Origin of the sequence: Thauera sp. 2A1 (genome assembly GCF_009469595.2) — a bacterium.
Lineage (GTDB): Bacteria > Pseudomonadota > Gammaproteobacteria > Burkholderiales > Rhodocyclaceae > Thauera.
The window spans coordinates 29,091-54,084 of record NZ_SSXV01000031.1 but is presented as its reverse complement, the minus strand read 5'-3'; the positions used below and the strand labels follow the sequence as shown (position 1 = coordinate 54,084).

At 67.2% G+C, this 24,994-nt stretch carries 22 protein-coding genes; 13 read left to right on the top strand and 9 right to left on the bottom strand.

Annotated elements, in window-relative coordinates; genetic code table 11:
• Nucleotides 1-267: 267 nt before the first annotated feature.
• From pepN to GH664_RS20600, 4 genes are all read right to left on the bottom strand, one after another.
• Nucleotides 268-2,958 carry an aminopeptidase N gene (pepN, locus tag GH664_RS20615; RefSeq protein ID WP_153169996.1) on the bottom strand — a complete coding sequence of 897 codons (2,691 nt, stop codon included), beginning with the start codon at nucleotides 2,956-2,958 and terminating at the stop codon, nucleotides 268-270.
• A gap of 112 nt (nucleotides 2,959-3,070) precedes the next feature.
• A complete protein-coding gene (locus GH664_RS20610) occupies nucleotides 3,071-3,970 on the bottom strand; it encodes a universal stress protein (RefSeq protein ID WP_153169995.1) in 900 nt (299 codons plus the stop codon).
• Nucleotides 3,967-6,744 carry a cation-transporting P-type ATPase gene (locus tag GH664_RS20605; RefSeq protein WP_153169994.1) on the bottom strand — a complete coding sequence of 926 codons (2,778 nt, stop codon included), beginning with the start codon at nucleotides 6,742-6,744 and terminating at the stop codon, nucleotides 3,967-3,969. The genes GH664_RS20610 and GH664_RS20605 overlap by 4 nt, the downstream gene beginning before the upstream one ends.
• Nucleotides 6,745-6,913: 169 nt before the next feature.
• A complete protein-coding gene (locus tag GH664_RS20600) occupies nucleotides 6,914-7,414 on the bottom strand; it encodes an RDD family protein (protein ID WP_153169993.1) in 501 nt (166 codons plus the stop codon).
• A gap of 158 nt (nucleotides 7,415-7,572) precedes the next feature.
• On the opposite strand from GH664_RS20600, the gene GH664_RS20595 reads away from it, so the two are divergent.
• The 5 genes from GH664_RS20595 (at nucleotide 7,573) to GH664_RS20575 (ending at nucleotide 13,442) form a co-directional block, all read left to right on the top strand.
• On the top strand, nucleotides 7,573-9,285 hold the full coding sequence (locus GH664_RS20595) for an acetolactate synthase 3 catalytic subunit (RefSeq protein WP_153169992.1): 1,713 nt from the start codon (nucleotides 7,573-7,575) through the stop codon (nucleotides 9,283-9,285).
• Nucleotides 9,286-9,332: 47 nt separating this feature from the next.
• Nucleotides 9,333-9,824: an acetolactate synthase small subunit gene (gene ilvN, locus GH664_RS20590; protein WP_153169991.1), complete on the top strand. Its 492-nt coding sequence runs from the start codon at nucleotides 9,333-9,335 to the stop codon at nucleotides 9,822-9,824.
• Between the two features lie 83 nt (nucleotides 9,825-9,907).
• Entirely contained in the window at nucleotides 9,908-10,924 is a 1,017-nt protein-coding gene (ilvC, locus tag GH664_RS20585) for a ketol-acid reductoisomerase (protein ID WP_153169990.1), read from the top strand.
• Between the two features lie 144 nt (nucleotides 10,925-11,068).
• Complete coding sequence (gene pssA, locus GH664_RS20580; RefSeq protein ID WP_153169989.1) at nucleotides 11,069-11,872, top strand: CDP-diacylglycerol--serine O-phosphatidyltransferase; 804 nt, start codon at nucleotides 11,069-11,071, stop codon at nucleotides 11,870-11,872.
• Between the two features lie 31 nt (nucleotides 11,873-11,903).
• Nucleotides 11,904-13,442 (top strand): 2-isopropylmalate synthase, encoded by a 1,539-nt coding sequence (locus tag GH664_RS20575; RefSeq protein ID WP_153169988.1) that lies wholly within the window; start codon nucleotides 11,904-11,906, stop codon nucleotides 13,440-13,442.
• A gap of 163 nt (nucleotides 13,443-13,605) precedes the next feature.
• Here GH664_RS20575 and GH664_RS20570 read toward each other — a convergent pair whose 3' ends face one another.
• Together GH664_RS20570 and wrbA are read right to left on the bottom strand one after the other, a co-directional pair.
• Entirely contained in the window at nucleotides 13,606-13,959 is a 354-nt protein-coding gene (locus GH664_RS20570) for a DUF2069 domain-containing protein (protein ID WP_153169987.1), read from the bottom strand.
• A complete protein-coding gene (gene wrbA / locus GH664_RS20565; RefSeq protein WP_153169986.1) occupies nucleotides 13,956-14,555 on the bottom strand; it encodes an NAD(P)H:quinone oxidoreductase in 600 nt (199 codons plus the stop codon). Before wrbA ends, GH664_RS20570 begins: the two co-directional genes overlap by 4 nt.
• Nucleotides 14,556-14,671: 116 nt before the next feature.
• Between wrbA and GH664_RS20560 the strand changes: the two genes are divergently transcribed.
• Entirely contained in the window at nucleotides 14,672-15,907 is a 1,236-nt protein-coding gene (locus GH664_RS20560; RefSeq protein WP_153169985.1) for a YihY family inner membrane protein, read from the top strand.
• On the opposite strand, the gene GH664_RS20555 is transcribed toward GH664_RS20560, so the two are convergent.
• Complete coding sequence (locus GH664_RS20555; RefSeq protein ID WP_153169984.1) at nucleotides 15,895-17,406, bottom strand: hypothetical protein; 1,512 nt, start codon at nucleotides 17,404-17,406, stop codon at nucleotides 15,895-15,897. The two genes, GH664_RS20560 and GH664_RS20555, sit on opposite strands and share 13 nt — an antisense overlap.
• Before the next feature lie 220 nt (nucleotides 17,407-17,626).
• On the opposite strand from GH664_RS20555, the gene rpsP reads away from it, so the two are divergent.
• The 4 genes from rpsP (at nucleotide 17,627) to rplS (ending at nucleotide 19,725) form a co-directional block, all read left to right on the top strand.
• Nucleotides 17,627-17,875 (top strand): 30S ribosomal protein S16, encoded by a 249-nt coding sequence (rpsP, locus tag GH664_RS20550; protein WP_153169983.1) that lies wholly within the window; start codon nucleotides 17,627-17,629, stop codon nucleotides 17,873-17,875.
• A gap of 35 nt (nucleotides 17,876-17,910) precedes the next feature.
• Nucleotides 17,911-18,429: a ribosome maturation factor RimM gene (gene rimM / locus GH664_RS20545; RefSeq protein ID WP_153169982.1), complete on the top strand. Its 519-nt coding sequence runs from the start codon at nucleotides 17,911-17,913 to the stop codon at nucleotides 18,427-18,429.
• Entirely contained in the window at nucleotides 18,426-19,229 is an 804-nt protein-coding gene (gene trmD, locus GH664_RS20540; protein WP_228111645.1) for a tRNA (guanosine(37)-N1)-methyltransferase TrmD, read from the top strand. Before rimM ends, trmD begins: the two co-directional genes overlap by 4 nt.
• A gap of 97 nt (nucleotides 19,230-19,326) precedes the next feature.
• Complete coding sequence (gene rplS, locus GH664_RS20535) at nucleotides 19,327-19,725, top strand: 50S ribosomal protein L19 (protein WP_153169980.1); 399 nt, start codon at nucleotides 19,327-19,329, stop codon at nucleotides 19,723-19,725.
• A gap of 104 nt (nucleotides 19,726-19,829) precedes the next feature.
• Here rplS and lptG read toward each other — a convergent pair whose 3' ends face one another.
• Both lptG and lptF read right to left on the bottom strand, forming a co-directional pair.
• Nucleotides 19,830-20,906 (bottom strand): LPS export ABC transporter permease LptG, encoded by a 1,077-nt coding sequence (gene lptG, locus GH664_RS20530; RefSeq protein WP_153169979.1) that lies wholly within the window; start codon nucleotides 20,904-20,906, stop codon nucleotides 19,830-19,832.
• Nucleotides 20,903-21,982, bottom strand: a complete 1,080-nt coding sequence (lptF, locus tag GH664_RS20525; RefSeq protein ID WP_153169978.1) for an LPS export ABC transporter permease LptF — start codon at nucleotides 21,980-21,982, stop codon at nucleotides 20,903-20,905. Before lptF ends, lptG begins: the two co-directional genes overlap by 4 nt.
• Before the next feature lie 153 nt (nucleotides 21,983-22,135).
• Here lptF and GH664_RS20520 point away from each other — a divergent pair, with 153 nt between their 5' ends.
• The 3 genes from GH664_RS20520 to GH664_RS20510 are packed head-to-tail and all read left to right on the top strand — an operon-like array spanning nucleotide 22,136 to nucleotide 24,971.
• Nucleotides 22,136-23,635 carry a leucyl aminopeptidase gene (locus tag GH664_RS20520; RefSeq protein WP_153169977.1) on the top strand — a complete coding sequence of 500 codons (1,500 nt, stop codon included), beginning with the start codon at nucleotides 22,136-22,138 and terminating at the stop codon, nucleotides 23,633-23,635.
• A gap of 5 nt (nucleotides 23,636-23,640) precedes the next feature.
• Entirely contained in the window at nucleotides 23,641-24,081 is a 441-nt protein-coding gene (locus tag GH664_RS20515; protein ID WP_153169999.1) for a DNA polymerase III subunit chi, read from the top strand.
• Complete coding sequence (locus GH664_RS20510) at nucleotides 24,078-24,971, top strand: hypothetical protein (protein WP_153169976.1); 894 nt, start codon at nucleotides 24,078-24,080, stop codon at nucleotides 24,969-24,971. The genes GH664_RS20515 and GH664_RS20510 overlap by 4 nt, the downstream gene beginning before the upstream one ends.
• The last annotated feature ends 23 nt before the right edge of the window (nucleotides 24,972-24,994 follow it).

Below are 24,994 nucleotides of genomic sequence, written 5' to 3'. Positions count from 1 at the left end.
CGGGCTTTGACGATATTCGCCGCCTTACCCCGCTGTGCCGCCTCATATCCGCTTCCTGTTCGTCAGGCCAGCGCTTTGCCTTCGGCTTCCTCCAGATTCGCAGTTACCCGCGACACCCTTGCCGTTCAGCTAACTCTTCCCCTTGCCGGGCGAGTAGAGGACTTTCACCTCCAAGTGGGTGCGCCCTGCCGGGCGCACGAAAAAAAACGCCGGCTTGCCGGCGTTCTTGTTTGTCGGGGCGCACGCACAGTGCGCCGCAGACCGGCCTTACGCCAGCGCCTTGCCGACGATCTCCTGCACGTCGGCAGAAAGCCCTGGCGCCGCCAGCACCCGCTCGAGCTGTGGCCGGATGCTGGCCTGCAGGGCGGGCGTGTAGTGCCGCCAGTTTTCCAGCGCCCTCGCCATGCGCGCGGCCACCTGCGGATTTTTCCGATCCAGTTCGATCACCTGCTCGGCCCAGAAGGCGTGGCCGCTGCCGTCCGCCGCATGGAACTCGGCGGCATTGGCACGGAAGAAGGTGCCCAGCAGCGCATACACCTTGTTGGGGTTCGACAGGCTGAACGCCGCATCGGACAGCAGCGCCCGCACCCTCGCCAGCGTCGGCGCTGCGGCGTCATCCCAGCGCCAGGCACCGGCCTGCAGCGCGAACCACTTGTCGAGCACCAGCGCATCGCCGCGATAACGCTCGTGGAATGCGGCCAGCGCGGGCTCGCGCGCCGGGCTGGCACTTTGCACCAGCGCAGCGAGCGCGCCGAAGCGCTCGGTCATGTTGGTCGCCGCCGCATAGCGCGCACTCGCCGCCGCCAATCCGCGCGCGTCGCCCGCCGCCGCAAGATAGCGCAGCGCGAGATTGCCGAGCGCCCGCCGACCGGCGTCGGCAGGGTGATAGCGGTAGGGACCGGGAACGTGCATCGACTCGACCAGCCTCAGCCAGTGCTCGGCCAGCACGCCGCCCAGCGTGCGCATCGTCAGAACCAGGGCCGCGCGCAGCGCGGCGGGATCGGCTGGCGCCATGCGCTCGAGCAGATAGCTCTCGGTCGGCAGCGAGGCCGCCTGGGCGCGGAAGGCGGGGTCGAGCGCGGGATTGTTCAGCAGCGCGCGGAATGCGGCGATGAAGGCTTCGGGCACCGCACCCGCCTGTCCGCCGGCGAGCCCGAGGATCACGCGTTCGGCGTAGCGCTGGGCCGCGTCCCAGCGGTTGAACGGGTCCGCGTCATGGGCCATGCGGAAGGCCAGGCGCGCGTCGTCCTCGTCCAGTTCCAGGATCACGGGCGCCGAGAAGCCGCGCAGCAGCGAAGGCACGGGCTCGGCGTCCAGGCCGGTGAAGCGGAAGCGCTGCTCGGCCTCGGTCAGCGCCAGCACGCGAGTGCCGGCACCCGCCTGCGATTCCCCTTCGAGACGCAGCGCGCGGTCCCGGCCGTCGGGGCCGATCAGGCCGACGGCGACGGGGATCACCAACGGCTGCTTTTCCGGCTGGCCGGGGGTGGGCGGCGTGCGCTGCGCCAGCGTCAGCGTATAGCTGCCAGTGGCCGCATCCCACTCGCCGCGCGCGCTGACGCGCGGCGTGCCGGCCTGTTCGTACCAGCGCATGAACTGGTCGAGGTCGACGCCGTTGGCCTCCGACAGCGCCTCGACGAAGTCGTCGCAGGTCACCGCTTGGCCATCGTGGTAGCTGAAATACAGGTCCATGCCGTTGCGGAAGCCCTCCGGCCCCAGCAGGGTGTGCAGCATGCGGATGACTTCGGCGCCCTTCTCATACACCGTGGCGGTGTAGAAGTTGTTGATCTCCTGATAGCTGTCCGGGCGGATCGGGTGCGCCATCGGCCCGCCGTCCTCGGCGAATTGTGCCGCGCGCAGCACACGCACGTCGTCGATGCGCTTGACTGCGCGCGCGGAGGCCGCACCCGCGGGCCCGGCGGCCTCACCTGCCACCCTCGCCAGCATGTCGGCCGAGAACTGCTGGTCGCGGAAGACGGTGAGACCTTCCTTGAGCGTGAGCTGGAACCAGTCGCGGCAGGTGACGCGGTTGCCGGTCCAGTTGTGGAAGTATTCGTGCGCGACCACGCTCTCGACGTTCTCGTAATCGACGTCGGTGGCGGTGTCGGGCTTGGCGAGGATGAACTTCGTGTTGAAGATGTTCAGCCCTTTGTTCTCCATCGCCCCCATGTTGAAGTCGCCCACCGCGACGATCATGAAGCGGTCGAGGTCGAGCTCCAGGCCGAAGGTCTCCTCGTCCCAGCGCATCGAGTGGATCAGCGAATCCATCGCGTGCTCGCTGCGATCGAGGTTGCCCTCTTCCACCCACACCTGCAGCAGCACCTCGCGGCCGGACGCCGTGGTGACCGTGCGCTCGAGCGCAACCAGCTTTGCCGCCACCAGGGCGAAGAGGTAGGACGGCTTCGGGAAAGGATCTTCCCACTTCGCGAAATGCCGGCCCCCGGGCAGTTCGCCCTGTTCCAGCAGGTTGCCGTTGGACAGCAGCACCGGGCATTCGGCGCGGTCCGCCTCCAGGGTGACGGTGTAGCGCGCCATCACGTCGGGGCGATCGGGGAAATACGTGATGCGGCGGAAGCCCTCGGCTTCGCACTGGGTGAAGAAACCGCCGTTCGACAGATACAGGCCGGACAGCGTGGTGTTGGCACGCGGATCGATGCGGGTGACGACTTCCACCACTGCACGCTCGCCAGCGGCGTCGATCTGCAGCACGCCGTCGGCCTCGCGCACGGCCTCTGCCGGCAAGGCTGCGTCATCGACCTTGAGCGAAATCCGCTCCAGCGCCTCGCCCCACAGCAGGATGGGTCCCTCGTCCACGGCGGCAGGATTGCGCGCGCACACCATGCGGCTGGTCACCAAAGTGGCGTCGGGGTCGAGCTTGAAGTGCAGGTCGATGCTTTCGACCGTCCAGGCCAGCGGCCGGTAATCCGCGCGCTGGATCGTTGGGGCGTGTTCAGTCTTCATTCTTTCTCCGTTGTCCGCCGCGGCCAGGCGGGCGGCGCGGCAAGTGTACGCCTGCAGCGTGCGCAGCGCACGGTACGAATCGGCACGGGGAAGCGGTCGGCGCTGAGCCGGCTCAGGGCGTGGCGGCCCTGTCGGCGACCAGGATGTCTCCTGCCGACTGGGCCAGCACGTGCTTGGTGACGCTGCCGAGCAGCATTTCCTCGACCAGGCCGAGGCCGCGCTTGCCGATCACGATGAGGTCGCAATCCTGCTCCTGCTCCTGCTCGAGGATCTGGCTGCTGGCGTCGCCATGCAGCACCAGCCGACGCACCGGCGCCTCGCTCAGCCCCGCCTCCGCGACCAGCTCGCCCATGCGCACCAGCGCATCGCGCTTGGCACTCGCGCGCATGGAAGTCAGCGCCTGGTCGTTGACGCCGGCGAGGCGTAGCCGACCTTCGAAGGGCACCTCGAACGCATGCAATATCACGATGTCGGCCTGCGGCGCCACCGCCCGCGCAAGCTGCAGCGCGGCCACGGCGCGCGCGGAGAAATCGACCGGTACGAGCACGCGGCGGTAGGGCTCGTGCGCCATCTGCTTGACCACCAGCAACGGACGATGGGTCTTGCGCAGCACACGCTCGGTGGTCGAACCGATCAGCAGTTCGCGCATGAAGCCGGCACCGCGCGCGCCCAGCACCAGCATGTCCGCATCGATCGCGTCCGCATGGCTGGCGATCTCGGCCAGTACCGGCCCCACGGACAAGTGCAGGTCGGGCGCGACTCCATGCCGCGCGGCCAGCTCGGCCGCAAGCCGGTGCAGGTCGTCGCGCACCTCGTCCATCAGGCGGCTCTGCACTTCGGACTGCGCCCCCGAGAAAAGCTGCCGCAAGGAGTCGATCGCCCCCACGCTCACCACATGCTGCAGCGACAGCCGGGCCTTGCTCCCGGTTGCCATGAGCGCCGCCCGCATCGCGGCATGGCGGGCCACGGCTGACAGATCGGTTGCAGCAAGGATGGTACGCAGCCTCATCATGACTCGCTCCCTGGTGAGTGAGTGGGGCATGCCTGGCGTAAATGAGCTTCGTCACGCCTGAAGAAGCGCCGCAACACCAGTTTTTCCGCCTCGACCGCGCACAGCAGCACGACACCGAACCCAAGGATGCGCAGCCACACATCACCGCCGAGCGGTTCGGTGCCGAACAGGCCCTGCATGGCCGGGAGATAGGTGAACATCGCCTGGCAGACCGCCAGCATCACGATCGCCAGCAGGACATAGCGATTGCCGAGGAAACCGTCGCGACTGAGCACCGAGGCGTAAAGGTTGCGCACATTGAAGAGGTAGAACACCTCCCCCATCAGCAGCGCGTTCACCGCCGCGGTGCGGGCGGCCTCCAGGCTGGCGCCGCGGGCGACTTCCCACAGGAACAGGCCCATGCCACCCGCAACGAGCAGGAAGCCGACGAACACGATGCGCCATGCCAGCAGGCCATTGAGCAGCGGCTCGTCCGGCGCGCGCGGCGGGCGCGTCATGATGTCGGCCTCGGGCCGTTCGAAGGCCAGCGCCAGTGCCAGCGTGACCGCAGTGACCATGTTCACCCACAGGATCTGCACCGGCGTGATCGGCATCGTGAGCCCGAACAGCACCGCACAGAACACCATCGCCGCCTGGCCGATGTTCGTCGGCAGGATGTAGGCGATGGCCTTGCGCAGGTTGTCGTAGACCGTGCGTCCCTCCTCGACGGCGGCGGCGACCGAGGCGAAGTTGTCGTCGGCCAGCACCATCTCGGCCGCCTCCTTGGCCGCTTCGGTGCCCTTGTGGCCCATGGCCACGCCGACATTCGCACGCTTGAGCGCAGGTGCGTCATTGACACCGTCGCCGGTCATCGCCACCACCTCTCCCCTCGCCTGCAGCGCCTGCACCAGGCGCAGCTTGTGCTCGGGGCTCGCCCTGGCAAAGATATCGACGTCCCTCACCACCTCGGTGAGGCGAGCATCGTCCAGGCGCTCGATCTCCGCGCCGGTCAGCACGCGGACGTCGGCCGCGAGGCCCAGTTGCTGGCCGATCGCACGTGCAGTGGCCGCGTGGTCGCCGGTGATCATCTTCACGCGCATGCCGGCGGCGAGGCAGCTCGCCACTGCCTGCACTGCCTCGGGGCGTGGCGGATCGGTGATGCCCAGCACCGCGAGCAGGGTGAAGCCGCCCGCCTCCACGTCCGCGAAGGTCAGCGTGCGCTCGCCGCCGGTCGCACTTCGCTCGGCGACCGCGAGCAGGCGCATGCCCGCACCCGCAGCCTCGTCCATTGCCTGCTGCCAGGCATCCGCATCCAGCGGCGACGGTTCGCCGTCAAGCCGGCGGCTGACAGAGCACAACGCCAACACGCGCTCCGGCGCACCCTTGAGCATCACCCGCGCCTTGCCCTGGTGATCGTGATGCAGCGTGGCCATGAAGCGGTGCTCGGATTCGAACGGAATCACGTCGTCGCGCGGCAACGCCTCGCGCTCCAGGCGCGGATCGCTGCCGGCCTTCAGCGCCAGCGTCATCAGCGCCCCTTCGGTCGGATCGCCCACCATGCGCCACTGGCTGTCGTGCAGGCTCAGCTCGGCATCGTTGCACAGCAAGCAGGCGCGGCCGATGTCGGCAAGCAATGGCGCCTCGGTGACGCCGAGTTCGCGCCGCTCGCGCTCGAAGCCCCCCTGCGGCGCATAGCCGGTGCCGGTGACGCCGACCTCGCCATCAGCGCAGATCACACGCTGCACCGTCATTTCATTGCGCGTCAGGGTGCCGGTCTTGTCCGAGCAGATCACCGTGACCGAGCCCAGCGCCTCGACCGCCGGCAGGCGCCGGATGATGGCCCGGCGCCGTGCCATGCGCTGCACGCCGATGGCAAGGGTGATCGTCATGACCGCCGGCAGTCCCTCGGGGATCGCCGCCACCGCCAGGCCGACGGCGGCGATGAACATGTCGCCGGCACTGTAGTCCCGGATCTGCGTGCCAAATACGAACGCGGCCACCGCAATGGCAAGGATGACCCAGGTCAGGAACTGGCTGAATCCAGCCATCTGGCGCAGCAGCGGCGTGCTCATGCCCTCCACCGCGCCGAGCAGCGTGCTGATGCGGCCGATCTCGGTTGCCGCGCCCGTCGTCACCACCACCCCCACACCCTGCCCGTAGCTCACCAGCGTGCCCGAGAAGGCCATGGAGGTGCGATCGCCGAGCGGCGCATCGGCGGAGACCGGCGCGATCGACTTGTCGACGCCGAGCGACTCACCGGTGAGCGCCGCCTCCTCGATGCGCAGGCTGCGCACGTCGAGCAGGCGGAGGTCGGCGGGGACGCGGTCGCCCGAAGCGAGGAACACGATGTCACCCGGCACCAACGCATCGGCGGCGACCTCCTGCCGCCGCCCATCACGCAACACATGGGCATGCGGCGCGAGCATGTCGCGGATGGCGTCGAGGGCACGCTCGGCCTTGCCCTCCTGCAGGAAGCCGATGACCGCATTGATCACCGTCACCCCGAAGATGACCGCGGCGTCGACCAGATGGCCCAGCAAGGTGGTCACGACCCCGGACACCAGCAGGACGTAGATGAGCACGTTGTGGAATTGCAGCAGGAAGCGCATCAGCGCACCGCGCCGCGGCGGCGGCGGCAACGCATTGGCGCCGCACAGGTGCAGCCGGCGCACGGCCTCGTCCGAGCCGAGGCCGGCGTGGGGCGAGGTGCGCAGGGCGAGCAGAACGGCCTCCGTCGCTTGCGCGTGGCAGGCCGATGGCTTGTCGAAAGGGGTGTCTGGGTTGAAGTCGGTCATTGGCAGGCGCGTCCGGTCGCGCAGCGGGGTTCCGAAAACCCCGGCGGCGGCGCCCCGGCGCCCATGCGCCGCGACGACTTGCGACCACTATCCTTCAGGCATCGTCATGGATGCTAACCGCAATCGGGCGGGAAAGTTCCCGCCGTGCGCCCTGAGCACCTCAGCCGCCTCAGGCCTTTGGCCGTTCCGGCATCAGCACGATGCAGGTTCGCGCGAGGCGGTCGTGCAGGAACTGGCGGTCGCGATCGAAGAACGCCCACAGCACGCCGACGCCCAGCAGCAGCACCGAGGGCCAGGCCAGCGCGTAGCGGAGCCAGCCTTGTGCCGCCCCCGGCGAACGGCCGTCGGCCGCGTTGACGATCCTGAGGCGCCAGGTCTGCATCGCGAGCGTCTGCCCATGGCGCGTCCAGTACCAGACGAAGTAGCCGCCCAGCACCACGAAAATGTGCAGCCACGCGAACCAGCCCGGCGGCGCAATGCCTGCCGCGACGCCCAGCATCAGGTAAGGCACGAGGAAGGTGAGCGCGAGCACGCCGAGCAGCAGCAGGCATTCATACAACATGCTGGCGAGACGGCGCCGCAGGCCGGCAAGTTCCGCCACGGCACGCTCTGCGGCAGGCGGCGCGGCCGGCATCTGCCGCGGTGCGGCTCGGGGAGTTTTTCTTTTCATGCCGATGGCGAGGAGGGAAGCGGTTGCCCGCGCGGGAATCGACCGCCAAATCCGGGACAGGCGCGGCTGCGACCCACGCAGTCTTGCAGCCTTGACCAAAACCCTGGGGGCCGGTAACGTTCGGCGTTTCTCCAAACGTTTTGTAGAGCGAGTTTGCAATGGTGTTGACCGGGGCGGAAATTGTAGTCAGGTGCCTGCAGGAAGAAAAGATCGAATACGTGTTCGGCTACCCCGGTGGCGCAGTGCTCTACCTGTATGACGCCCTGTTCCAGCAGGAAGAAGTGCGCCATGTGCTGGTGCGCCACGAACAGGCCGCCGTGCATGCCGCCGACGGCTACGCGCGCAGCACCCAGAAGGTGGGTGTGGCGCTGGTCACCTCCGGCCCTGGCGCGACGAATGCTGTCACCGGCATCGCCACCGCTTACTGCGATTCGATCCCGCTCGTCATCATCTCCGGCCAGGTGCCCACCGCGGCGATCGGCCAGGACGCCTTCCAGGAAGTCGACACGGTCGGCATCACGCGTCCATGCGTGAAGCACAACTTCCTGGTGCGCGACGTACGTGACATCGCCAGCACGATCAAGAAGGCCTTCTATCTGGCAAAGACGGGCCGCCCCGGCCCGGTGCTGGTCGATATCCCGAAGGACATCACCATCGCCAAGTGCGACTTCGAGTATCCGAAGGAAATCTCGATGCGCTCGTACAACCCGGTGGTGCGTGGCCACCAGGGCCAGATCAAGAAGGCGGTGCAACTGCTGCTCGAAGCGAAGCGGCCGATGATCTACACCGGCGGCGGCGTGGTGCTGGCCGACGCCGCCGAACAACTGACGCGCCTGATCCGCCTGCTCGGCTATCCGGTCACCAACACGCTGATGGGCCTCGGCGGCTATCCGGCGAGCGACCGCCAGTTCCTCGGCATGCCTGGCATGCACGGCACCTACGAAGCCAACATGTCGATGCATTACTGCGACGTGCTGCTGGCCGTAGGCGCCCGCTTCGATGACCGCGTCATCGGCAATCCGGCGCACTTCGCGGAAGAGCCGCGCAAGATCATCCATGTGGATATCGACCCGTCATCGATCTCCAAGCGCGTCAAGGTCGACGTCCCCATCGTCGGCGACGTCAAGGAAGTGCTGGACGAGATGATCCGCCAGCTCGAGGCCGGCGCCGCCCGCCCGAATGCCGACCACCTCGCGACCTGGTGGAAGCAGATCGAGGAATGGCGCGGTCGCAACTGCATGGCCTACAAGAACTCGGACGAGATCATCAAGCCGCAGTTCGTCGTGCAGAAGCTGTGGGAAGTGACCGGCGGCAACGCCATCGTCACCTCCGACGTCGGCCAGCACCAGATGTGGGCGGCGCAGTACTACCCCTTCGAGCAACCGCGCCGCTGGCTCAATTCCGGCGGCCTCGGCACCATGGGCGTCGGCCTGCCCTACGCGATGGGTGCCCAGCTCGCGCACCCGGACGCGCAGGTCGCCTGCATCACCGGCGAAGCCTCGATCCAGATGAACATCCAGGAACTGTCGACCTGCAAACAGTTCCGCCTGCCGATCAAGATCTGCAACCTGAACAACCGCTACCTGGGCATGGTGCGGCAGTGGCAGCAGATCTTCCACGGCGCGCGCTACTCCGAGTCGTACATGGATTCGCTGCCCGACTTCGCCAAGCTGGCCGCCTCCTACGGTCACGTCGGCATCCGCGTCGATCGCCCTTGCGACGTCGAGGACGCGCTGCGCGAGGCCTTCGTCAAGCACAAGAACGAGCTCGTGTTCCTCGATTTCCAGGTGGATCAGACCGAGAACGTCTATCCGATGGTGCAGGGCGGCAAGGGTCTCACCGAGATGATCCTGTCCGCCGAGGATCTGTAACCGCCTGCCCGCTGCGCACCCCACCTGCATTCCGGATCTCACCCAACATGCGTCACGTCATCTCCCTCCTGATCGAAAACGAATCCGGCGCGCTGTCGCGCGTCTCCGGCCTGTTCTCTGCTCGCGGCTACAACATCGAGTCGCTCACTGTCGCGCCGACCGAGGATGCCTCGATGTCGCGCATGACCATCGTCACCTCCGGCTCGGACGAGATCATCGAGCAGATCACCAAACAGTTGAACAAGCTCGTCGAGGTGGTCAAGGTCGTCGACATCTCGGAGGCAGCGCATATCGAGCGCGAACTGATGCTCATCAAGGTGCGCGCCACCGGCAAGGACCGCGAGGAGGTCAAGCGCACCGCCGACATCTTCCGTGCCCGCATCATCGACGTCACCGACGCGTCCTACGTGGTCGAGCTGACCGGCAACCAGGCCAAGCTCGACGCCTTCGTGGGCGCGATCGACCCGGCGCTGATCCTCGAGACGGTGCGCTCGGGCGTTTGTGGCGTCGGCCGCGGCGACCGGGTGCTGAAGCTTTAACCTCCGCCCTCCTGCAGCCGGTGACCGAGGCGCCCCCGGTCGCACGCTGCCCCTCCCCCTCATGCAAGCCTGAAAGGAAAACCATGAAAGTTTATTACGACAAGGACGCCGACCTCTCCCTCATCAAGGGCAAGCAGGTCACCATCGTCGGCTACGGCTCCCAGGGCCACGCCCACTCGCAGAACCTGCGCGATTCCGGCGTGAACGTCACCGTCGGCCTGCGCAAGGAAGGCAGCTCGTGGGCCAAGGCCGAAGCCGCCGGCCTGACCGTCAAGGAGATCGGCGAGGCGGTGAAAGACGCCGATGTCGTCATGATCCTGCTGCCGGACGAGACCGCACCGCAGGTGTACCGCGACGACGTCGAGCCCAACATCAAGAAGGGTGCAGTGCTCGCCTTCGCGCACGGCTTCAACGTGCACTACAACCAGATCGTGCCGCGTGCCGACCTGGACGTGATCATGGTCGCGCCGAAGGGCCCGGGCCACACCGTGCGCTCCGAATACCTGCGTGGGGGCGGCGTCCCGACCCTGATCGCGGTGTACCAGGACCGCTCGGGCAAGGCCAAGGACATCGCCCTGTCGTACTCGGCAGCCAACGGCGGCACCAAGGGCGGCGTGATCGAGACCAACTTCCGCGAAGAGACCGAGACCGACCTCTTCGGCGAACAGGCCGTGCTGTGCGGCGGCGCCGTCGAGCTGGTGAAGATGGGCTTCGAGACCCTGGTCGAAGCCGGCTACGCGCCCGAAATGGCCTATTTCGAGTGCCTGCATGAGCTCAAGCTGATCGTCGACCTGATGTACGAGGGCGGCATCGCCAACATGAACTACTCCATCTCCAACAACGCGGAGTATGGCGAGTACGTGACCGGCCCCGAAGTCATCAACGAGCAGTCGCGCGCCGCCATGCGCAACGCGCTCAAGCGCATCCAGACCGGCGAGTACGCCAAGCAGTTCATCCTCGAGGGCCGCACCAACTACCCGAGCATGACCGCCTACCGCCGCCTGAACGCCGACCACCAGATCGAGAAGGTCGGTGCCACGCTGCGCGACATGATGCCGTGGATCAAGGCCAAGGCCCTGGTCGACAAGTCGAAGAACTGATCGCTTCGCCAAGCATCGATGCCGGCCCCGCTCGCGGGGCCGGTTTTTTTTCGTCCTCCGCCCGCATCCTCCATCCCGGGCAAGGGGCGCTGCGACGTGCGCATGCGCTAGAATCGAAGTCCCGCACCTATCGGTCCCGAAACTGTGGCGCACCTAGACCGTTCCCCCCTGATCCCCCTCGAAAAGCGCAGACGCGGCATCTACATCCTGCCCAACCTGTTCACCACTGCCGCACTGTTCGCCGGCTTCTTCGCCATCGTGCAGGCGATGAACCTGCGCTTCGAGGTCGCCGCGGTGGCGATCTTCGTCGCCATGGTGCTCGACGGCCTGGACGGCCGCATCGCCCGCCTGACGCATACGCAGAGCGAATTCGGCGCGCAATACGACTCGCTGTCCGACATGGTGTCCTTCGGCGTCGCGCCCGCCCTCGTGATTTACGAATGGGCGCTCAAGGACATGGGCAAGATCGGCTGGATCGCCGCCTTCATCTACTGCGCCGGCGCCGCACTGCGCCTGGCCCGCTTCAACACCAACATCGAGGTCGTCGACAAACGCTTCTTCCAGGGGCTGCCGAGCCCGGCCGCGGCGGCGCTCGTCGCCGGCCTCGTCTGGGTGTCGATCGACAACGGCGCAAGCGGTGACGACCTGCGCTGGTATGCGTGCGCGCTCACCGTGTTCGCCGGCCTGTCGATGATCAGCAACGTGCTGTTCTGGAGCGGCAAGAACATCAACCTGCGCAAGAGCGTGCCCTTCATTGTCGTGATCGCGCTGGTGCTGGGCTTCGCGCTGGTGTCGACTTATCCGCCGGGGGTGCTGTTCGGCCTCTTCCTCGCCTACGCCGCGTCGGGCTACATCCTGTGGATCTGGAACCTGAAGAAGAAGCCGGCAGCTGGCGAATCCACCCCGCCCAATCCGTCCACCGGCTCCACAGACGAGCCGCGAGCGTAATCCTCTTCCCATCCGACCCCGGGAGCCGATCATGAAAAAAGACCCGTTGATCATCTTCGACACGACCTTGCGTGATGGCGAGCAGAGCCCCGGCGCGTCGATGTCGCGTGACGACAAGCTGCGCATCGCCCGCCAGCTCGAACGCATGCGGGTCGATGTCATCGAGGCCGGCTTCGCCGCCGCCTCCAATGGCGACTTCGACTCCGTACGCTCGATCGCCGAGGCGATCAGGGAATCCACCGTCTGCTCGCTGGCGCGCGCCAACGAGAACGACATCCGCCGTGCCGGCGAGGCGATCCGTCCGGCGGCGCGCGGCCGCATCCACACCTTCATCGCCACCAGCCCGATCCACATGGAGAAGAAGCTGCGCATGACGCCAGACGAGGTGGTGGCGCAGGCGGTCAAGGCAGTGGGCTGGGCGCGCGAATACACCGACGACGTCGAGTTTTCCGCCGAGGATGCCGGCCGGTCCGAAATCGACTTCCTGTGCCGCATCTTCGAGGAAGTCATCCGCGCCGGCGCAAGGACGATCAACGTCCCCGACACGGTGGGCTACAACGTGCCGGAGCAGTATGCGGCGACGATCCGCACGCTCATCGAGCGCGTGCCCAATTCCGATCAGGTGATCTGGTCGGTGCATTGCCACAACGACCTCGGCCTCGCGGTATCAAACTCGCTCGCCGCAGTGATGGCCGGCGCGCGCCAGGTGGAATGCACCATCAACGGCCTGGGCGAGCGCGCAGGCAACGCCTCGCTTGAAGAGATCGTCATGGCGGTGCGCACGCGCGCCGATGTGTTCCCGGTCGAGACGCGCATCGACACCACGCAGATCGTGCCCGCCTCCAAGCTGGTGTCGCAGGTCACCGGCTACCCCGTGCAGCCGAACAAGGCCATCGTCGGCGCCAACGCCTTCGCTCACGAGTCCGGCATCCACCAGGATGGCGTGCTCAAGCACCGCGAAACCTACGAGATCATGCGCGCCGAGGATGTCGGCTGGGGCGCCAACAAGCTGGTTCTGGGCAAGCACTCCGGCCGCAACGCCTTCCGTGCGCGGCTGCAGGAACTCGGCATCACGATCGGCTCCGAGGAACAGCTCAACAACGCCTTTGCCCGCTTCAAGGAACTCGCCGACAAGAAGCACGAGATCTTCGACGAAGACCTGCACGCGCTGATGCGCGACGAATCGGTGACGCCGGAAGCCGAACATTTCCGCCTGATCGCCAGCCGCTTCCACTCCGAGACCGGCGAAAAGCCGCAGGCCGAAATCACCCTGACGGTGGGCGGCAGCGAGCAGAGTACCTGCGCAGAAGGCTCGGGTCCGGTGGATGCGGCCTTCAAGGCGATCGAGTCCATCGTCGACAGCGGCTGCGAGCTGCTCCTGTATTCGGTCAACGCGATCACCACCGGCACCGACGCGCAGGGCGAGGTCACGGTGCGGCTGGCGCGTCAAGGTCGGGTGATGGACGGCCAGGGCGCGGACACCGACATCATCGTCGCCTCCGCCAAGGCCTACCTGAACGCACTGAACAAGCTGCACGGCGGCGGCCACAAGCTCAACCCGCAGGTGTGACGTCTGCTTCGCCGTCTGATCCGGACGCCGAAACGATACGCGGGCTGATCGCGGCCCGGTCCGCTCTCACAAGCGGAGGCCGGACTGCCTGCCGGCTCGGAGCGGACCTGGTCACGCTCATCGATTGAGGGGCGCGACCAGGTGTGCGATTGCCGCGCCCCGGCTAGGATTGCCGCTGGCGGGAAGGCGCGGTTGCGCGCGCGTACATGATCACGCACACACACAGCACGACGGCAAGCACCGCCTCGGCAATGGCGAGCGGCCCGACCAGGCCAGGATCACGGGCGCGCAGCACGCCCTCGACGACGTACAGCAGCGACATCATCGACATCCACTGATACGTGTAGCGCTTGCCGCGCAGGATGCCGAACACCGCCGGCAGCAACGGCACCACCTTCAGCATCATCCACGAGCCGCCGGGCCGCAGCGGCGCGAGCCACGCTTCCCACAGCACGCACAGCACGATCAGCGCCAACAGGCTGGCACTCGCCAGCAGCGACCAGGCACGCGCGCTCATGGCCGCACCGCCAGCCTGAGGGCCGTCTCGGCCAGGCGGCGCCCCTGCGCCTGCGCCAGCGCAATCTCGTCCGCGGTCAATAGCGGCGATCCGTCGGCACCGGACACGTGGCTTGCCCCATAGGGCGTGCCGCCGCTACGCGTGGCGTTCAGCGCCGGCTCGGTGTACGGGATGCCCATCAGCAGCATGCCGTGGTGCAGCAGAGGCAACATCATCGACATCAGCGTGGTCTCCTGCCCGCCGTGCTGCGAAGCCGTCGACGTGAAGACGCAGGCGGGCTTGCCGGCCAGCGTGCCGTTGACCCAGTCGCCGGCCAGGCCATCGAGGAAATACTTCATCGGCGCGGCCATGTTGCCAAAGCGTGTCGGACTGCCCAGCGCCAGCCCGACGCACTCGCGCAGATCCGCCGCCTCCACGTAGGGCGGGCCGCTGGCCGGAATGTCGTCCTCCACCGCCTCGCACACGGTCGAGACGCGCGGCACGGTGCGCACGCGCGCGGCGGCGCCCGGGACCTGGTGAATACCGAGAGCGATCTGCTCGGCCAGTGCGCCCACCGATCCGCGGTGGCTGTAATACAGCACGAGAATTTCCTGCATGAGTTCGGGGAGCGACGATCGAATGGGGCAAAAGATGAAAGGAGCGGCAGTGGTGCCGATAGAATGCGCGGCATTATACCCGTGCCCCGTCACCTGCCCCCGCACGCCAGCCCTCCATGAGTCACGCCGCCCTGCGCGATTTCCTGCGTCTTTTCGCCGAACGCTTCACCGCCACGCGCTGCCCGCAGGTGGCCGGAAGCCTCGCCTTCACCACCCTGCTCTCGCTGGTGCCGCTGGTCGCCGTCACGCTGGGCGTGTTCGGCAACCTGCCGGGCATGGACGCCCTCGGCGCCTCGCTGAAGAGCTTCCTGCTGCAGAACCTGCTGCCGGAGCGGGCCGGCCGCATCATCGCCACCTATGCGCTGCAGTTCTCGCAGAAGGCGGGCCAGCTCACGCTGATCGGCACCGGCCTGCTGGCCGTCACCGCCCTGCTGCTGCTGGGGACGATAGAAAAGGTCTTCAACCTCATCTGGGGAGTGCGCCGGCCGCGGCCGATGCTGATGCGGCTCACGGTGTCGTGGTTCGTGCTGACGATCGGCCCCATCGTGTTCGGCGCGAGCGTCATCGCCACCGGCTACCTCGTCACCACCTCGATGGAATGGGCCGGTCATCTGCCGTGGCTGGGCGAAATCGCGGCGCGCATCCTGCCGCCGCTGCTGCTCGGCGCACTGTTCAGCTTCCTGTACTTTGCCGTGCCCAACCATCCGGTGCGACCGCTGCACGCCCTCATCGGCGGCATGGCAGCGGCCTTGGTGTTCTTCCTCATGCAGCGCGCCTTCGGTATGTTCATCGCCAGCTTTCCGACCTACACGCTGATCTACGGCACCTTCGCGGCGCTGCCGATCTTCCTGATCTGGCTCTACCTGTCATGGACGGTGGTGCTGCTGGGTGCCCTGGTCTCGGCCATGCTGCCGGCCTTCCTCGAGCGCCAGCGCATCACCCGCCCCTTCCCCGGCGATCGCGCCTGGGCGGCGATCGGCATGCTCGCTGCCCTCGCGCATGCCCAGCAAACGGGCAAGCCGGCGTCCTTCACGCTGCTGCGGGGCAGTACCGGACTTGCCGAGCATGCGGCGGAAACACTGCTCGAGAACCTGCGCGAAGCGGGATGGACCACGCGCACCGAAGACGGCGACTGGGTGCTGACCCAGGCTGCCCGGCGCATCCACGTCCGCACGGTGATCGAGCGTTTCGCGCTGGATCCTCAAGCCTGGCTGGCGGTGGCCGGCGATGGCGCTGCGGCCGCGGCGGCGCGACGGCTCGAGGAGGCGCTGGCCACCGCCGACTTGCGCCTGGACGAGCTGCTGCAGGCCTCGCCCGAAGGCCCTGCCAACCCTGCGCATCAAAGCGCGTAGGGATCGGTCTCGTACTGGAACATCTCGACGTTCGCAGTCTGCATGTCGAGACCGAGCGCTCTTCCCTGGGCCACGTACAGCGACGCTCCGTCACGCACGAAGACGAAGCGTCGCGACTTGTACGTGCCGGCCGGCGCAAGGATCACCGGATGGGCGCGCAAGGGCGCCATCGCCGGAAGCATCAACCCCGGCGCGGCGCTGTGCACCTCGCTGCCGCGAAAACCAAGCTGGATCGATGCGAACCCGAGCGACAGGATCTGCAGGCCCAGCTCGACCTGATCGGGATTGTCGCTGCGCGCCCAACGCACCAGACTGACCGTCCAGGGCTCAGTCGCGTGGCGCCGCAGCGCAACGACCATGCCCGCCTCGATCACGCCGGCCACCCCGGAGACACACATGATCGCGTAGCCGCCTGGACTCTCGTTGAGCACCATCCACTGGGCGATGCGCGCCGCCTCGATTTCGCCGCGTCCGAGTTCCCACAGCGCCCGCAGGCCCACGCATACCTGCACGGTGTACTGATACCTGCGCCGGGGCAGCTCCCGCATCGGAGACATTACCCACCGGTCGCGCAAGCGCCGCAGCAGCGAAAGCATCTCCCCCGGCGCAAGTCCGAAAGGCAGCCCGGCCACGTCCGGCGCGAGGGCTTCGCCATCGACCTCCAGGCTGCTCAGCTCCGCCTCCATCATGCACGCCTCGAGCCATTCGATGTGATCACGTGCATGCGACACCAGCGGCGCGGGGCTGAAATAACGTACCGCCCCTCCCTCAGGCGGCGGACGCCGTGCGACCGCCACTGGCGCATGGTCGGCAGACGGGTCGATCCAGTAGGCGGCGGATGCCGGCGCGACGGGCTCCAGCGACAACTGCGCATGCATCGCCGTCGCGTCGAGGTAATCGAACAACCAGGACGATTCGCGCGGCGTCAGGCTCTCCGGCTGCGCGACGGTTGCCGCCAACATGCGCCGATACAGGAACAGGCGCCGCGCAACCGCCGCATCCAAATCCTGCGCGGGCACGCCCGCGTCGACGCCGCTCAAGGCATGCGCCCTGCGCCAGAACCCGTCCGGCGCCGCCGCCCCCGACATGGACAGGACAATGTGAGCCTCGCACACCAGCACGAAGGCCTCTCCCACTGCGTCCTCGGTCGCGCCCCGTCCCAGGCGCAACCAGCGCGACTCGCGAAGCTTCTGGACGCTCCACAGGGCTGCGGCGATGTCGCACAAGAGCCCCACCAGCGCTTCGGCTGCCATGTGGAGCTCGCGCGACAAGGGCAGGCCGGCCGTGAGGAGCTGCGGACGCAACCTGCCGGCGGCATCGAGCGCCCTTTCCGCCATCTGCAGCAGGACTTGCGCATCGCGTTGCTCTGCCCCTTCAGGCAGGCCGCCGAGGTGCGCGCGCAAGGCACCGAGCTCCGCCATCATGTCCGGGTCGGGCTCGGCCGCAAGCCATTCGATGATGGCATCGGCTGGTTCGTGATTGCGCGCGGAGTCTGCCATGAGCGAAAACGGGTGCGGGTGACGAGAAGGCCGAACAGGCCGCGGGGGGAAGACCGATTGCATTCAAGGCGATTGTATTCAAATTGCCGGTCAAGCGCGTCGCGCGCGTGCTGCGCCGTATGCCCGAGCGCCGCATCGGGCGACAGGAAACTTATTGCCGATCCGGACATTTTGTCGTAAGCTCACGGGCTTTTCGCATCTACCTATTCAGGAAAATCAGATGGTCGTCATTCGCCTTGCCCGTGGTGGCGCCAAGAAGCGCCCGTTCTACAACATCGTTGCGGCCGATTCCCGCAACCGTCGTGACGGTCGCTTCATCGAGCGCGTGGGTTACTACAACCCGGTGGCTTCTGGCGCCGAGAAGAATCTGGTCGTGAACGCAGAGCGCCTGGCCTACTGGGAGCAGAACGGCGCCCAGCTCTCGCCGACGGTTGCCCGTCTGGTCAAGCAGGCCGCCAAGGCCGCCTGAAAGCGGACCGACGGCTCCACCGAGCGGTCGCGAGCATGATCGTACTGGGGCGCATCGTCGCCCCTTTCGGCGTTCAGGGCTGGGTCAAGGTTCATCCCTTTGGCGACGACCCTGCGGCATGGAAGAAGATGCCCCAGTGGTGGTTCTCCGAGCGAGATGACGCCCCGGATGAGCAATGGAAGCCGGTCACGCTGACCGGCTTCAGATTGCACGGCAAGGGGCTGGTTGCCGCCTTCCGCGAAGTGCCGGACCGCAATGCCGCCGAGGCGGCGGACGGTTTCTACATCGGCGCGCCGCGCGAAGCCCTGCCCAAGCCCGCCGAAGACGAGTATTACTGGGCCGACTTGGTCGGCATGGCGGTCGTGAATCAGGCCGGCGATGCCTTGGGCAGCGTCTCGTCGCTGGTATCGACCGGCGCGCACGACGTGCTGCAGGTGCAGGACGGTGAAGGAGAGGACGCGGTTGAGCGGCTGATCCCGTTCGTCGCGGCCTACATACTGGACGTGAACCTCGAAGCCCGGCAGATCCGGGTGGCGTGGGAGAAGGATTGGTGACGGCGACAGTGGCGGGCGGCACGCGCCGCTACGACGTCATCACGCTGTTTCCGGAAATGTTCGCCGCCCTCACCGGCAGCGGCATCACCCGGCGGGCGAGGGACCGCGCGCTGTACGAGATCGCGTTCCACAACCCGCGCGACTTCGCGACCGATGCGCATCGCACGGTGGATGACCGGCCTTATGGCGGCGGGCCCGGCATGGTCATGCTGGCCGAACCATTGCAGAAGGCGATCCGCCAGGCGCGTGAGGCTCAGGCCGCAGCGCTGGGCAGCGGTAGCGGCAAACTGATCTACCTGTCGCCGCAGGGCCGCAGGCTGGACCAGGCGCTGGTGATGGAACTGGCACACCGTCCGGGCCTGATCCTGCTGTGCGGCCGCTATGAAGGCATCGACCAGCGGCTGATCGACCGCGAGGTGGACGAGGAAATCTCGCTCGGCGACTTCGTGCTGTCGGGTGGAGAACTGCCAGCGATGGTGATGCTCGACGCGATCGTGCGCCAGTTGCCCGGCGCCCTGAACACCGCAGACTCGGCGCAGGAGGATTCCTTCGTCGATGGGCTGCTTGACTGTCCGCATTACACGCGGCCGGAAGTATATGAAGACGAACGGGTGCCCGACGTGCTGCTGTCGGGCAACCACGCAGCAATCCGCCGCTGGCGGCTCAAGCAGGCGCTGGGTCGCACCTGGCAACGCCGCCCCGACCTGCTGGCCGGGCGGGTATTGAACAAGACAGAATTGAACCTGCTTGAGGAATTCAGGCAGGAGCAAGCCGGAGCCCAAGGCAGCTGCATCGCCTGAAAGCTCGACGACAAACGGCGCGCATCAGGTGGCGACCTGCTCTGCGGCCAGGCCGAGGCGACAGACCGAGGCCAACGACATTGATGGAGTTAATGCAATGAACCTGCTTCAGCAACTCGAACAGGAAGAAATGGCCCGCGTCATGCAGGGCAGGACCATCCCCGAATTCGCGCCGGGCGACACGGTGATCGTCCAGGTGAAGGTGAAGGAAGGTACGCGCGAACGTCTGCAGGCGTACGAAGGCGTGGTGATCGCGAAGCGCAACCGCGGCCTGAACTCGTCCTTCATCGTCCGCAAGATCTCCTCGGGCGAAGGCGTGGAACGTACGTTCCAGACCTACTCGCCGCTGCTCGCCAACATCGAGGTGAAGCGCCGCGGTGATGTGCGTCGTGCCAAGCTGTACTACCTGCGCCAGCGCTCGGGCAAGTCGGCACGCATCAAGGAAAAGCTGGACTACAAGGCTGCCGCTGCGAAGAAGGCAGCGCAGCAGGGCTGATCGCAGCACCTCAGCCTGTCGTACGAAAAGAAACGGGCCTTCGGGCCCGTTTCTTCGTTTGCACCCTGCCCTTCAGGGCGGGCCGTCAGCGCGCGATCCATCGCTCAGCGGCGATCCACCATGTACAGCATCAACGCTGCGGCACCAAGGAACAACACGCTGGGCGTGACTGCGGCCAGGCCGCTGTTCCATGCGTTGATGACGCCGAGATTCGAGAACAGGCCGTTCAACAGGTGGAAGGTCACCCCGAGCATGACGCCGAGGAAGACCTTCATGCTGACGTTGCTCATGCGGTCGTGCGTCAGCGCGAAAGGCAGCGCGAGCGCCATCATCACCAGCACCGCGAGCGGGTAGACCAGCTTCTTCCACAGCGCGATCTCGTAGCGGTCCGCGTTCTGCTGGTTCTCCTTGAGATGCTGCCGGTAAGCCCACAGGTTGGCGACCGACATGCGCTCGGGCACCACCATCAGCACGCTCAGCACCTCCGGCGTGAGTTCGGAGCGCCAGATGAACTCGGGCACGTCCTCGACCTCCGTCCGCTCCTCGAGGAAGCGGGTGCGCACCACGTCGAGGAAGCGCCAGCGGCCGTCACCGTCATAAACGCCACGCTTGGCCTCTGCAAGCGAGGCCAGCCGGTAGCCCTCGTCGAAGGTGTAGATGCGCACCTTTTCCAGGCTGCGGTCGGGCAGCAGCGTGCGGACGTTGATCACCATCGGCCCATCCTTCACCCACAGCCCGGTGCGCAGTTGCTGCGACACCGCCGAATGGGTGGCGGTCAGCCGCCATTGCTGCGCCGCGCTCTCGGCCGGTGGCGCGATGTATTCGCCAAACACGAAGGTCATTGCCACGAACAGGCTGCCGATCAGGCCGAGCATGCGCAGCATGGCAGCCGTCGACAGCCCCGACGCACGCATCACCGTGATCTCCGACTGGCGTGCGAGCGCGGTCAGCGCGTAGAGCGTGCCGATCAGCACCGCCACCGGCATCAGCTCGTACACCCGGCCGGGGATCAGCATCGCCACATAGGCCAGGGCGTGATGCACCTCGTAGCCACCCTTGCCCACGTCCTCGAGCTCGTTGATGAAGTCGAAGAAGGCGAACAAGCCCAGGAAGGCCACCAGCACGATCGCGGTCGCGCCATAGATCTCGCGCGCGAGATGGCGGAACAGCACCTTGTTCATGCGCGCGCCCGCCAGAACGGTGACACCGCCAGGCGGCGATAGAACATCAGCGTCAGCAGCGCGAGCACGACCAGATGCGGCAGCAGCATGCCGGGAACGACCCCCAGCCTGCCCTGCGCAACCCAGGACTGGCACACCGAAATTGCGTTGCTGTAGATCAGGTAGGTGAGCAGGGCGAACAGCAGGTTGTTGGCGCGGCCAGCTCGCGGATTGACGAAGGACAGCGGTATCGCCATCAATGCCAGAAGCACCGCCGCCAGCGGCATGCCGATACGGCCGACGAGTTCACCGAGGCTGCGCGCGTCGCCCTCGCGCAGCAGCTCGGCGGTGGGCATCGAGCGCGTGCGCGTCGGTTTCGCCGCGAGCTGGGGCTGCTCGATCTGCACTTCGTAGCGCTCGAACTCCATCACCCGGTACTCCGGCGTCCCCGGCTCACCGTCGTAGCGACGCCCCTTCTCCAGCACCACGAAGCGCCGGCCCTCGGCGTCGTTGTGCAGGAAGCCCTGGGACGAGGCGATGACGGTCAGCCGGCCACGACCCTCGTCACTGACGAACACGTTGCGCACGCGCCCATCCTCGCCAGCGCCAGTCTCGACGAAGAACACCCGCCGCGCCCCTGCGGATTCACGGAACACGCCCGGCGCCACGCGCTGCGTGTCGTCGCGGCTCTCGAGCTGGTCCTTGTAGTCGGCGCTCTTCTGCTGCGCCCACGGCGACAGGAACAAGGTGCTGCCGGCGATGACCACCACCAGCGGCAAGGCAAACCGCAGCACCGGGCCGATCCAGGCGGTGAGCGGCACGCCGGCGGCGAACCACACCACCATTTCGGAATCGCGGTAGCTGCGCGACAGCGACACCAGCACGGCGATGAACAGGGTGAGCGTCAGCACCGTGGGCACTTCCGACAGCGCGCCGAACCCGATCAGCGCCAGGACCGCATCGGAGGGGACGCGCCCGCCGGCCGCCTGGCCAAGCAGACGGATCAGCACCGTGGTGATCAGGATCGCGAATAGCGCGACGAACACCGCCGCGGCGACCTGGGCGAATTCCCTCTGCAGGGCGCGACGAAAGATCATCGCGCAGGGCCTGTCGGCGGCGTCGAAGGCGCCGCGAGCAAGAGAGGGAAGAGTTTCTGGATGAGCATGAGCCTGGCTTTTTGACGGTTCCGCCGCGAACGCGCCATAATCGGCAGGAGCCCGAAACACGCGCCATTGCAGGGGAAAAAGCGCATGGAATTTACCATAAAGACAGCCGCCCCGGAGAAGTTCCGGGCCGGCATCCTGGTTGCCGCGGCCTATGCCGACGGCGTCCTGCCCGCCGCCACGGCGGCACTCGACAAGGCCTCGGATGGCCGCATTGCCGCCCTGCTCAAGCGCGGCGACCTCGACGAAAAGGCGGGCTCCACCCTGCTGCTACCCGAGCTGCCCGGCGTCGCCGCCGAGCGGGTGCTGCTCGTCAGCCTGGGCAAGCGCGACGACTTCGGCGACAAGCCCTATCGCGATGCCCTCGGCGCGGCGGCCAAGGCGCTCGCAAGCGGTGCCGCGAAGGACGCCGGCGTGCTCATCGCCGATGTCGATCTGGAAACGCGATCGCTGCCATGGCGGCTACAGCAGGCCGCGCGCATCCTCGCCGACGGCGCCTACCGCTTCGACGCACTCAAGTCGGGCAAGGACGCCAGGAAGGAGCGCGGCGCCCGGAAGTTCGCCCTCGTCATCGCCGGCAAGGTCAGCACGGCGCTGGAGACCGCGGTGCAGCGAGGCCAGGCGATTGCCGAAGGCATGGCGCTGGCGAAGGATCTCGGCAACCTGCCCGGCAACGTGTGCACGCCCAGCCATCTCGCGCATACCGCGACGGAACTGGGCAAGCAGTTCAAGTTCGACGTCGAGGTGCTGGACCGCGATGGCATCGAGAAGCTCGGCATGGGCTCCTTCCTGTCGGTGGCGCGCGGCAGCCATGAACCGCCCCGGTTCATCGTCATGCATTACAAGGGCGGCAAGGCCAAGGCAAAGCCCATCGTGCTCGTCGGCAAGGGCATCACCTTCGACACCGGCGGCATCTCGCTGAAGCCTGGCGCCGAGATGGACGAGATGAAGTTCGACATGTGCGGCGCCGCCAGCGTGCTGGGCACCTTCAAGGCCATCGCGCGCATGGGCCTGCCGATCAACGTCGTCGGCCTCATCCCCGCCACCGAGAACATGCCAGGCGGTCGTGCGACCAAACCGGGCGATGTCGTCACCTCGATGTCGGGCCAGACCATCGAGGTGCTGAACACCGACGCCGAGGGCCGCCTCATCCTGTGCGACGCACTGACCTACGCCGAGCGCTTCAAGCCGGCCTGCGTGATCGACATCGCCACCCTGACCGGCGCCTGCGTGATCGCGCTGGGCAAGATCCCCAGCGGGCTGCTCGCCAACGACGACGACCTGGCGGCCGAAATCCTCAAGCGCGGGACCGAATCGGGCGACCGGGCCTGGCAGTTGCCGCTGTGGGAGGAATACCAGGAGCTGCTGAAGAGCAACTTCGCCGACATGGGCAACATCGGCGGCCGCTACGCCGGGACCATCACCGCCGCCTGCTTCCTCGCGCGCTTCACCAAGGCGTACAAGTGGGCGCATCTCGACATTGCCGGCACGGCGTGGCTGTCGGGCGACGCCAAGGGCGCCACCGGCCGCCCGGTGCCGTTGCTGTCGGAGTTCCTCATCGGGCGCGCCGAGGCAAAAGGAAGTTGAAGACGGTGGCGCCGCGGGTGCAGTTCTACCACAACACGCCCGACCGCCTCGCGCTGGCAAGCGAGCTGATCGGGCGGGCGCATGCCGGCGGCCGCCGGGCCATCGTGCGCCTGCCCGATGCGACCAGCCTGCGCAAGCTCGACCAGATGCTCTGGACACAGGAGCCGCTCGCCTTCATCCCGCATGTGGGCATCGACTCCGCGCTCGCCGCCGAGACGCCGATCGTCCTCGCCGCCGCTGAAAGCGCGAGCCGCTGGCCGCATCAGGACATGCTGTTCAACCTTGCCGCCGACATGCCGCCTGACATCGAGACGTTCCGCCTGGTGGTCGAGATCGTCGGCCAGAGCGAGGAGGAGAAACAGCCTGCGCGCATGCGCTGGGCGGCCTACAAGCAGAAGGGGCTGGCCCTGAAGGCCTTCGACGCCGAGCGCAGGGAGGCGATGTGAGAGACGAGTTGCAGCCACCGCAAGACGACGAGCTCGAGCGCGCCGACGCCCTGCTCGATCAGGCCGACGCGCTGCTGCGCCGCCACCGCGGCAGCGCACCGCGCACGCCCCCGCCGGCTACGTTCCCTTCCGCCGCTCTTGAAGCCGAAACCCGCCTCGAGCCCTTCGCGCTCGAGGACGACGACGATCTGCCGATCCTGACGGACATCGTCGACGGCCTCGAACTCGCCGACATCACCAGCATCGCCGACGTGGCCGACCTGGCCGATCTCGCCGATCGCGAACTCGCCACCCCCGCGGTGCCGGTGCTCGACGATTTCGCCGCCGCCCCCCGCCCTGCCTTCGCTGGCGATGCGATGCACTTCGCCGCCGCCGCGGAAGATGCCGCCTCGCTCGAAGCGCAGCCGCTGGAGGATCTTGTGGAGGGCACGCCGGACAAACGATCCGCAGACGAGCCGCCACCGCCTCCATCCGCCCAGTTGGGGGCAGCGCCGCTGGCAGGCGCTGCGCCATCGACGATCGCGGCGACAGAACCGCCTCGGTCCGCCGTGCCATCGGCTCCCCTGGCGCCCCCCATGGCACCTCCGCTGGCGCCGCCCTTTTCACCTGCACTCTCACTCTCACAGCCGCCGGCGCTGAGCCCGGCGGATGAGCACGCCCTGCTCGTCTCCGCGCGCGCCGCGCTGATCGAGGAGCTCGTCGAACTCGACACCGAGATCGCCCGCTCGGTCGAGTCCTGGCTCGAGGACGAACTGCCGCAGATCGTCACGCGCGAACTCGACAGCCTGGCAGAACGCATCCGCACCGAAGCGATTGCGCAATTGCGCGCCACCCTGCTTCCCGCCTTGTCCGAGCGTATCGCCCATCGCATCGACAAGCTCGTCGACTGAAGCCTGCGCCGAGCCGGGGCGGC

Coding starts and splice junctions, on each gene's coding strand:
- rplS (WP_153169980.1), top strand. CDS start 19,327: ATGAACCTGCTTCAGCAACTCGAACAGGAAGAAATGGCCCGCGTCATG.
- GH664_RS20555 (WP_153169984.1), bottom strand. CDS start 17,406: ATGGCAGACTCCGCGCGCAATCACGAACCAGCCGATGCCATCATCGAA.
- wrbA (WP_153169986.1), bottom strand. CDS start 14,555: ATGCAGGAAATTCTCGTGCTGTATTACAGCCACCGCGGATCGGTGGGC.
- lptF (WP_153169978.1), bottom strand. CDS start 21,982: ATGATCTTTCGTCGCGCCCTGCAGAGGGAATTCGCCCAGGTCGCCGCG.
- lptG (WP_153169979.1), bottom strand. CDS start 20,906: ATGAACAAGGTGCTGTTCCGCCATCTCGCGCGCGAGATCTATGGCGCG.
- pepN (WP_153169996.1), bottom strand. CDS start 2,958: ATGAAGACTGAACACGCCCCAACGATCCAGCGCGCGGATTACCGGCCG.
- GH664_RS20605 (WP_153169994.1), bottom strand. CDS start 6,744: ATGACCGACTTCAACCCAGACACCCCTTTCGACAAGCCATCGGCCTGC.
- rimM (WP_153169982.1), top strand. CDS start 17,911: ATGATCGTACTGGGGCGCATCGTCGCCCCTTTCGGCGTTCAGGGCTGG.
- GH664_RS20570 (WP_153169987.1), bottom strand. CDS start 13,959: ATGAGCGCGCGTGCCTGGTCGCTGCTGGCGAGTGCCAGCCTGTTGGCG.
- GH664_RS20595 (WP_153169992.1), top strand. CDS start 7,573: ATGGTGTTGACCGGGGCGGAAATTGTAGTCAGGTGCCTGCAGGAAGAA.
- GH664_RS20610 (WP_153169995.1), bottom strand. CDS start 3,970: ATGATGAGGCTGCGTACCATCCTTGCTGCAACCGATCTGTCAGCCGTG.
- ilvC (WP_153169990.1), top strand. CDS start 9,908: ATGAAAGTTTATTACGACAAGGACGCCGACCTCTCCCTCATCAAGGGC.
- GH664_RS20575 (WP_153169988.1), top strand. CDS start 11,904: ATGAAAAAAGACCCGTTGATCATCTTCGACACGACCTTGCGTGATGGC.
- GH664_RS20560 (WP_153169985.1), top strand. CDS start 14,672: ATGAGTCACGCCGCCCTGCGCGATTTCCTGCGTCTTTTCGCCGAACGC.
- GH664_RS20600 (WP_153169993.1), bottom strand. CDS start 7,414: ATGAAAAGAAAAACTCCCCGAGCCGCACCGCGGCAGATGCCGGCCGCG.
- ilvN (WP_153169991.1), top strand. CDS start 9,333: ATGCGTCACGTCATCTCCCTCCTGATCGAAAACGAATCCGGCGCGCTG.
- GH664_RS20520 (WP_153169977.1), top strand. CDS start 22,136: ATGGAATTTACCATAAAGACAGCCGCCCCGGAGAAGTTCCGGGCCGGC.
- rpsP (WP_153169983.1), top strand. CDS start 17,627: ATGGTCGTCATTCGCCTTGCCCGTGGTGGCGCCAAGAAGCGCCCGTTC.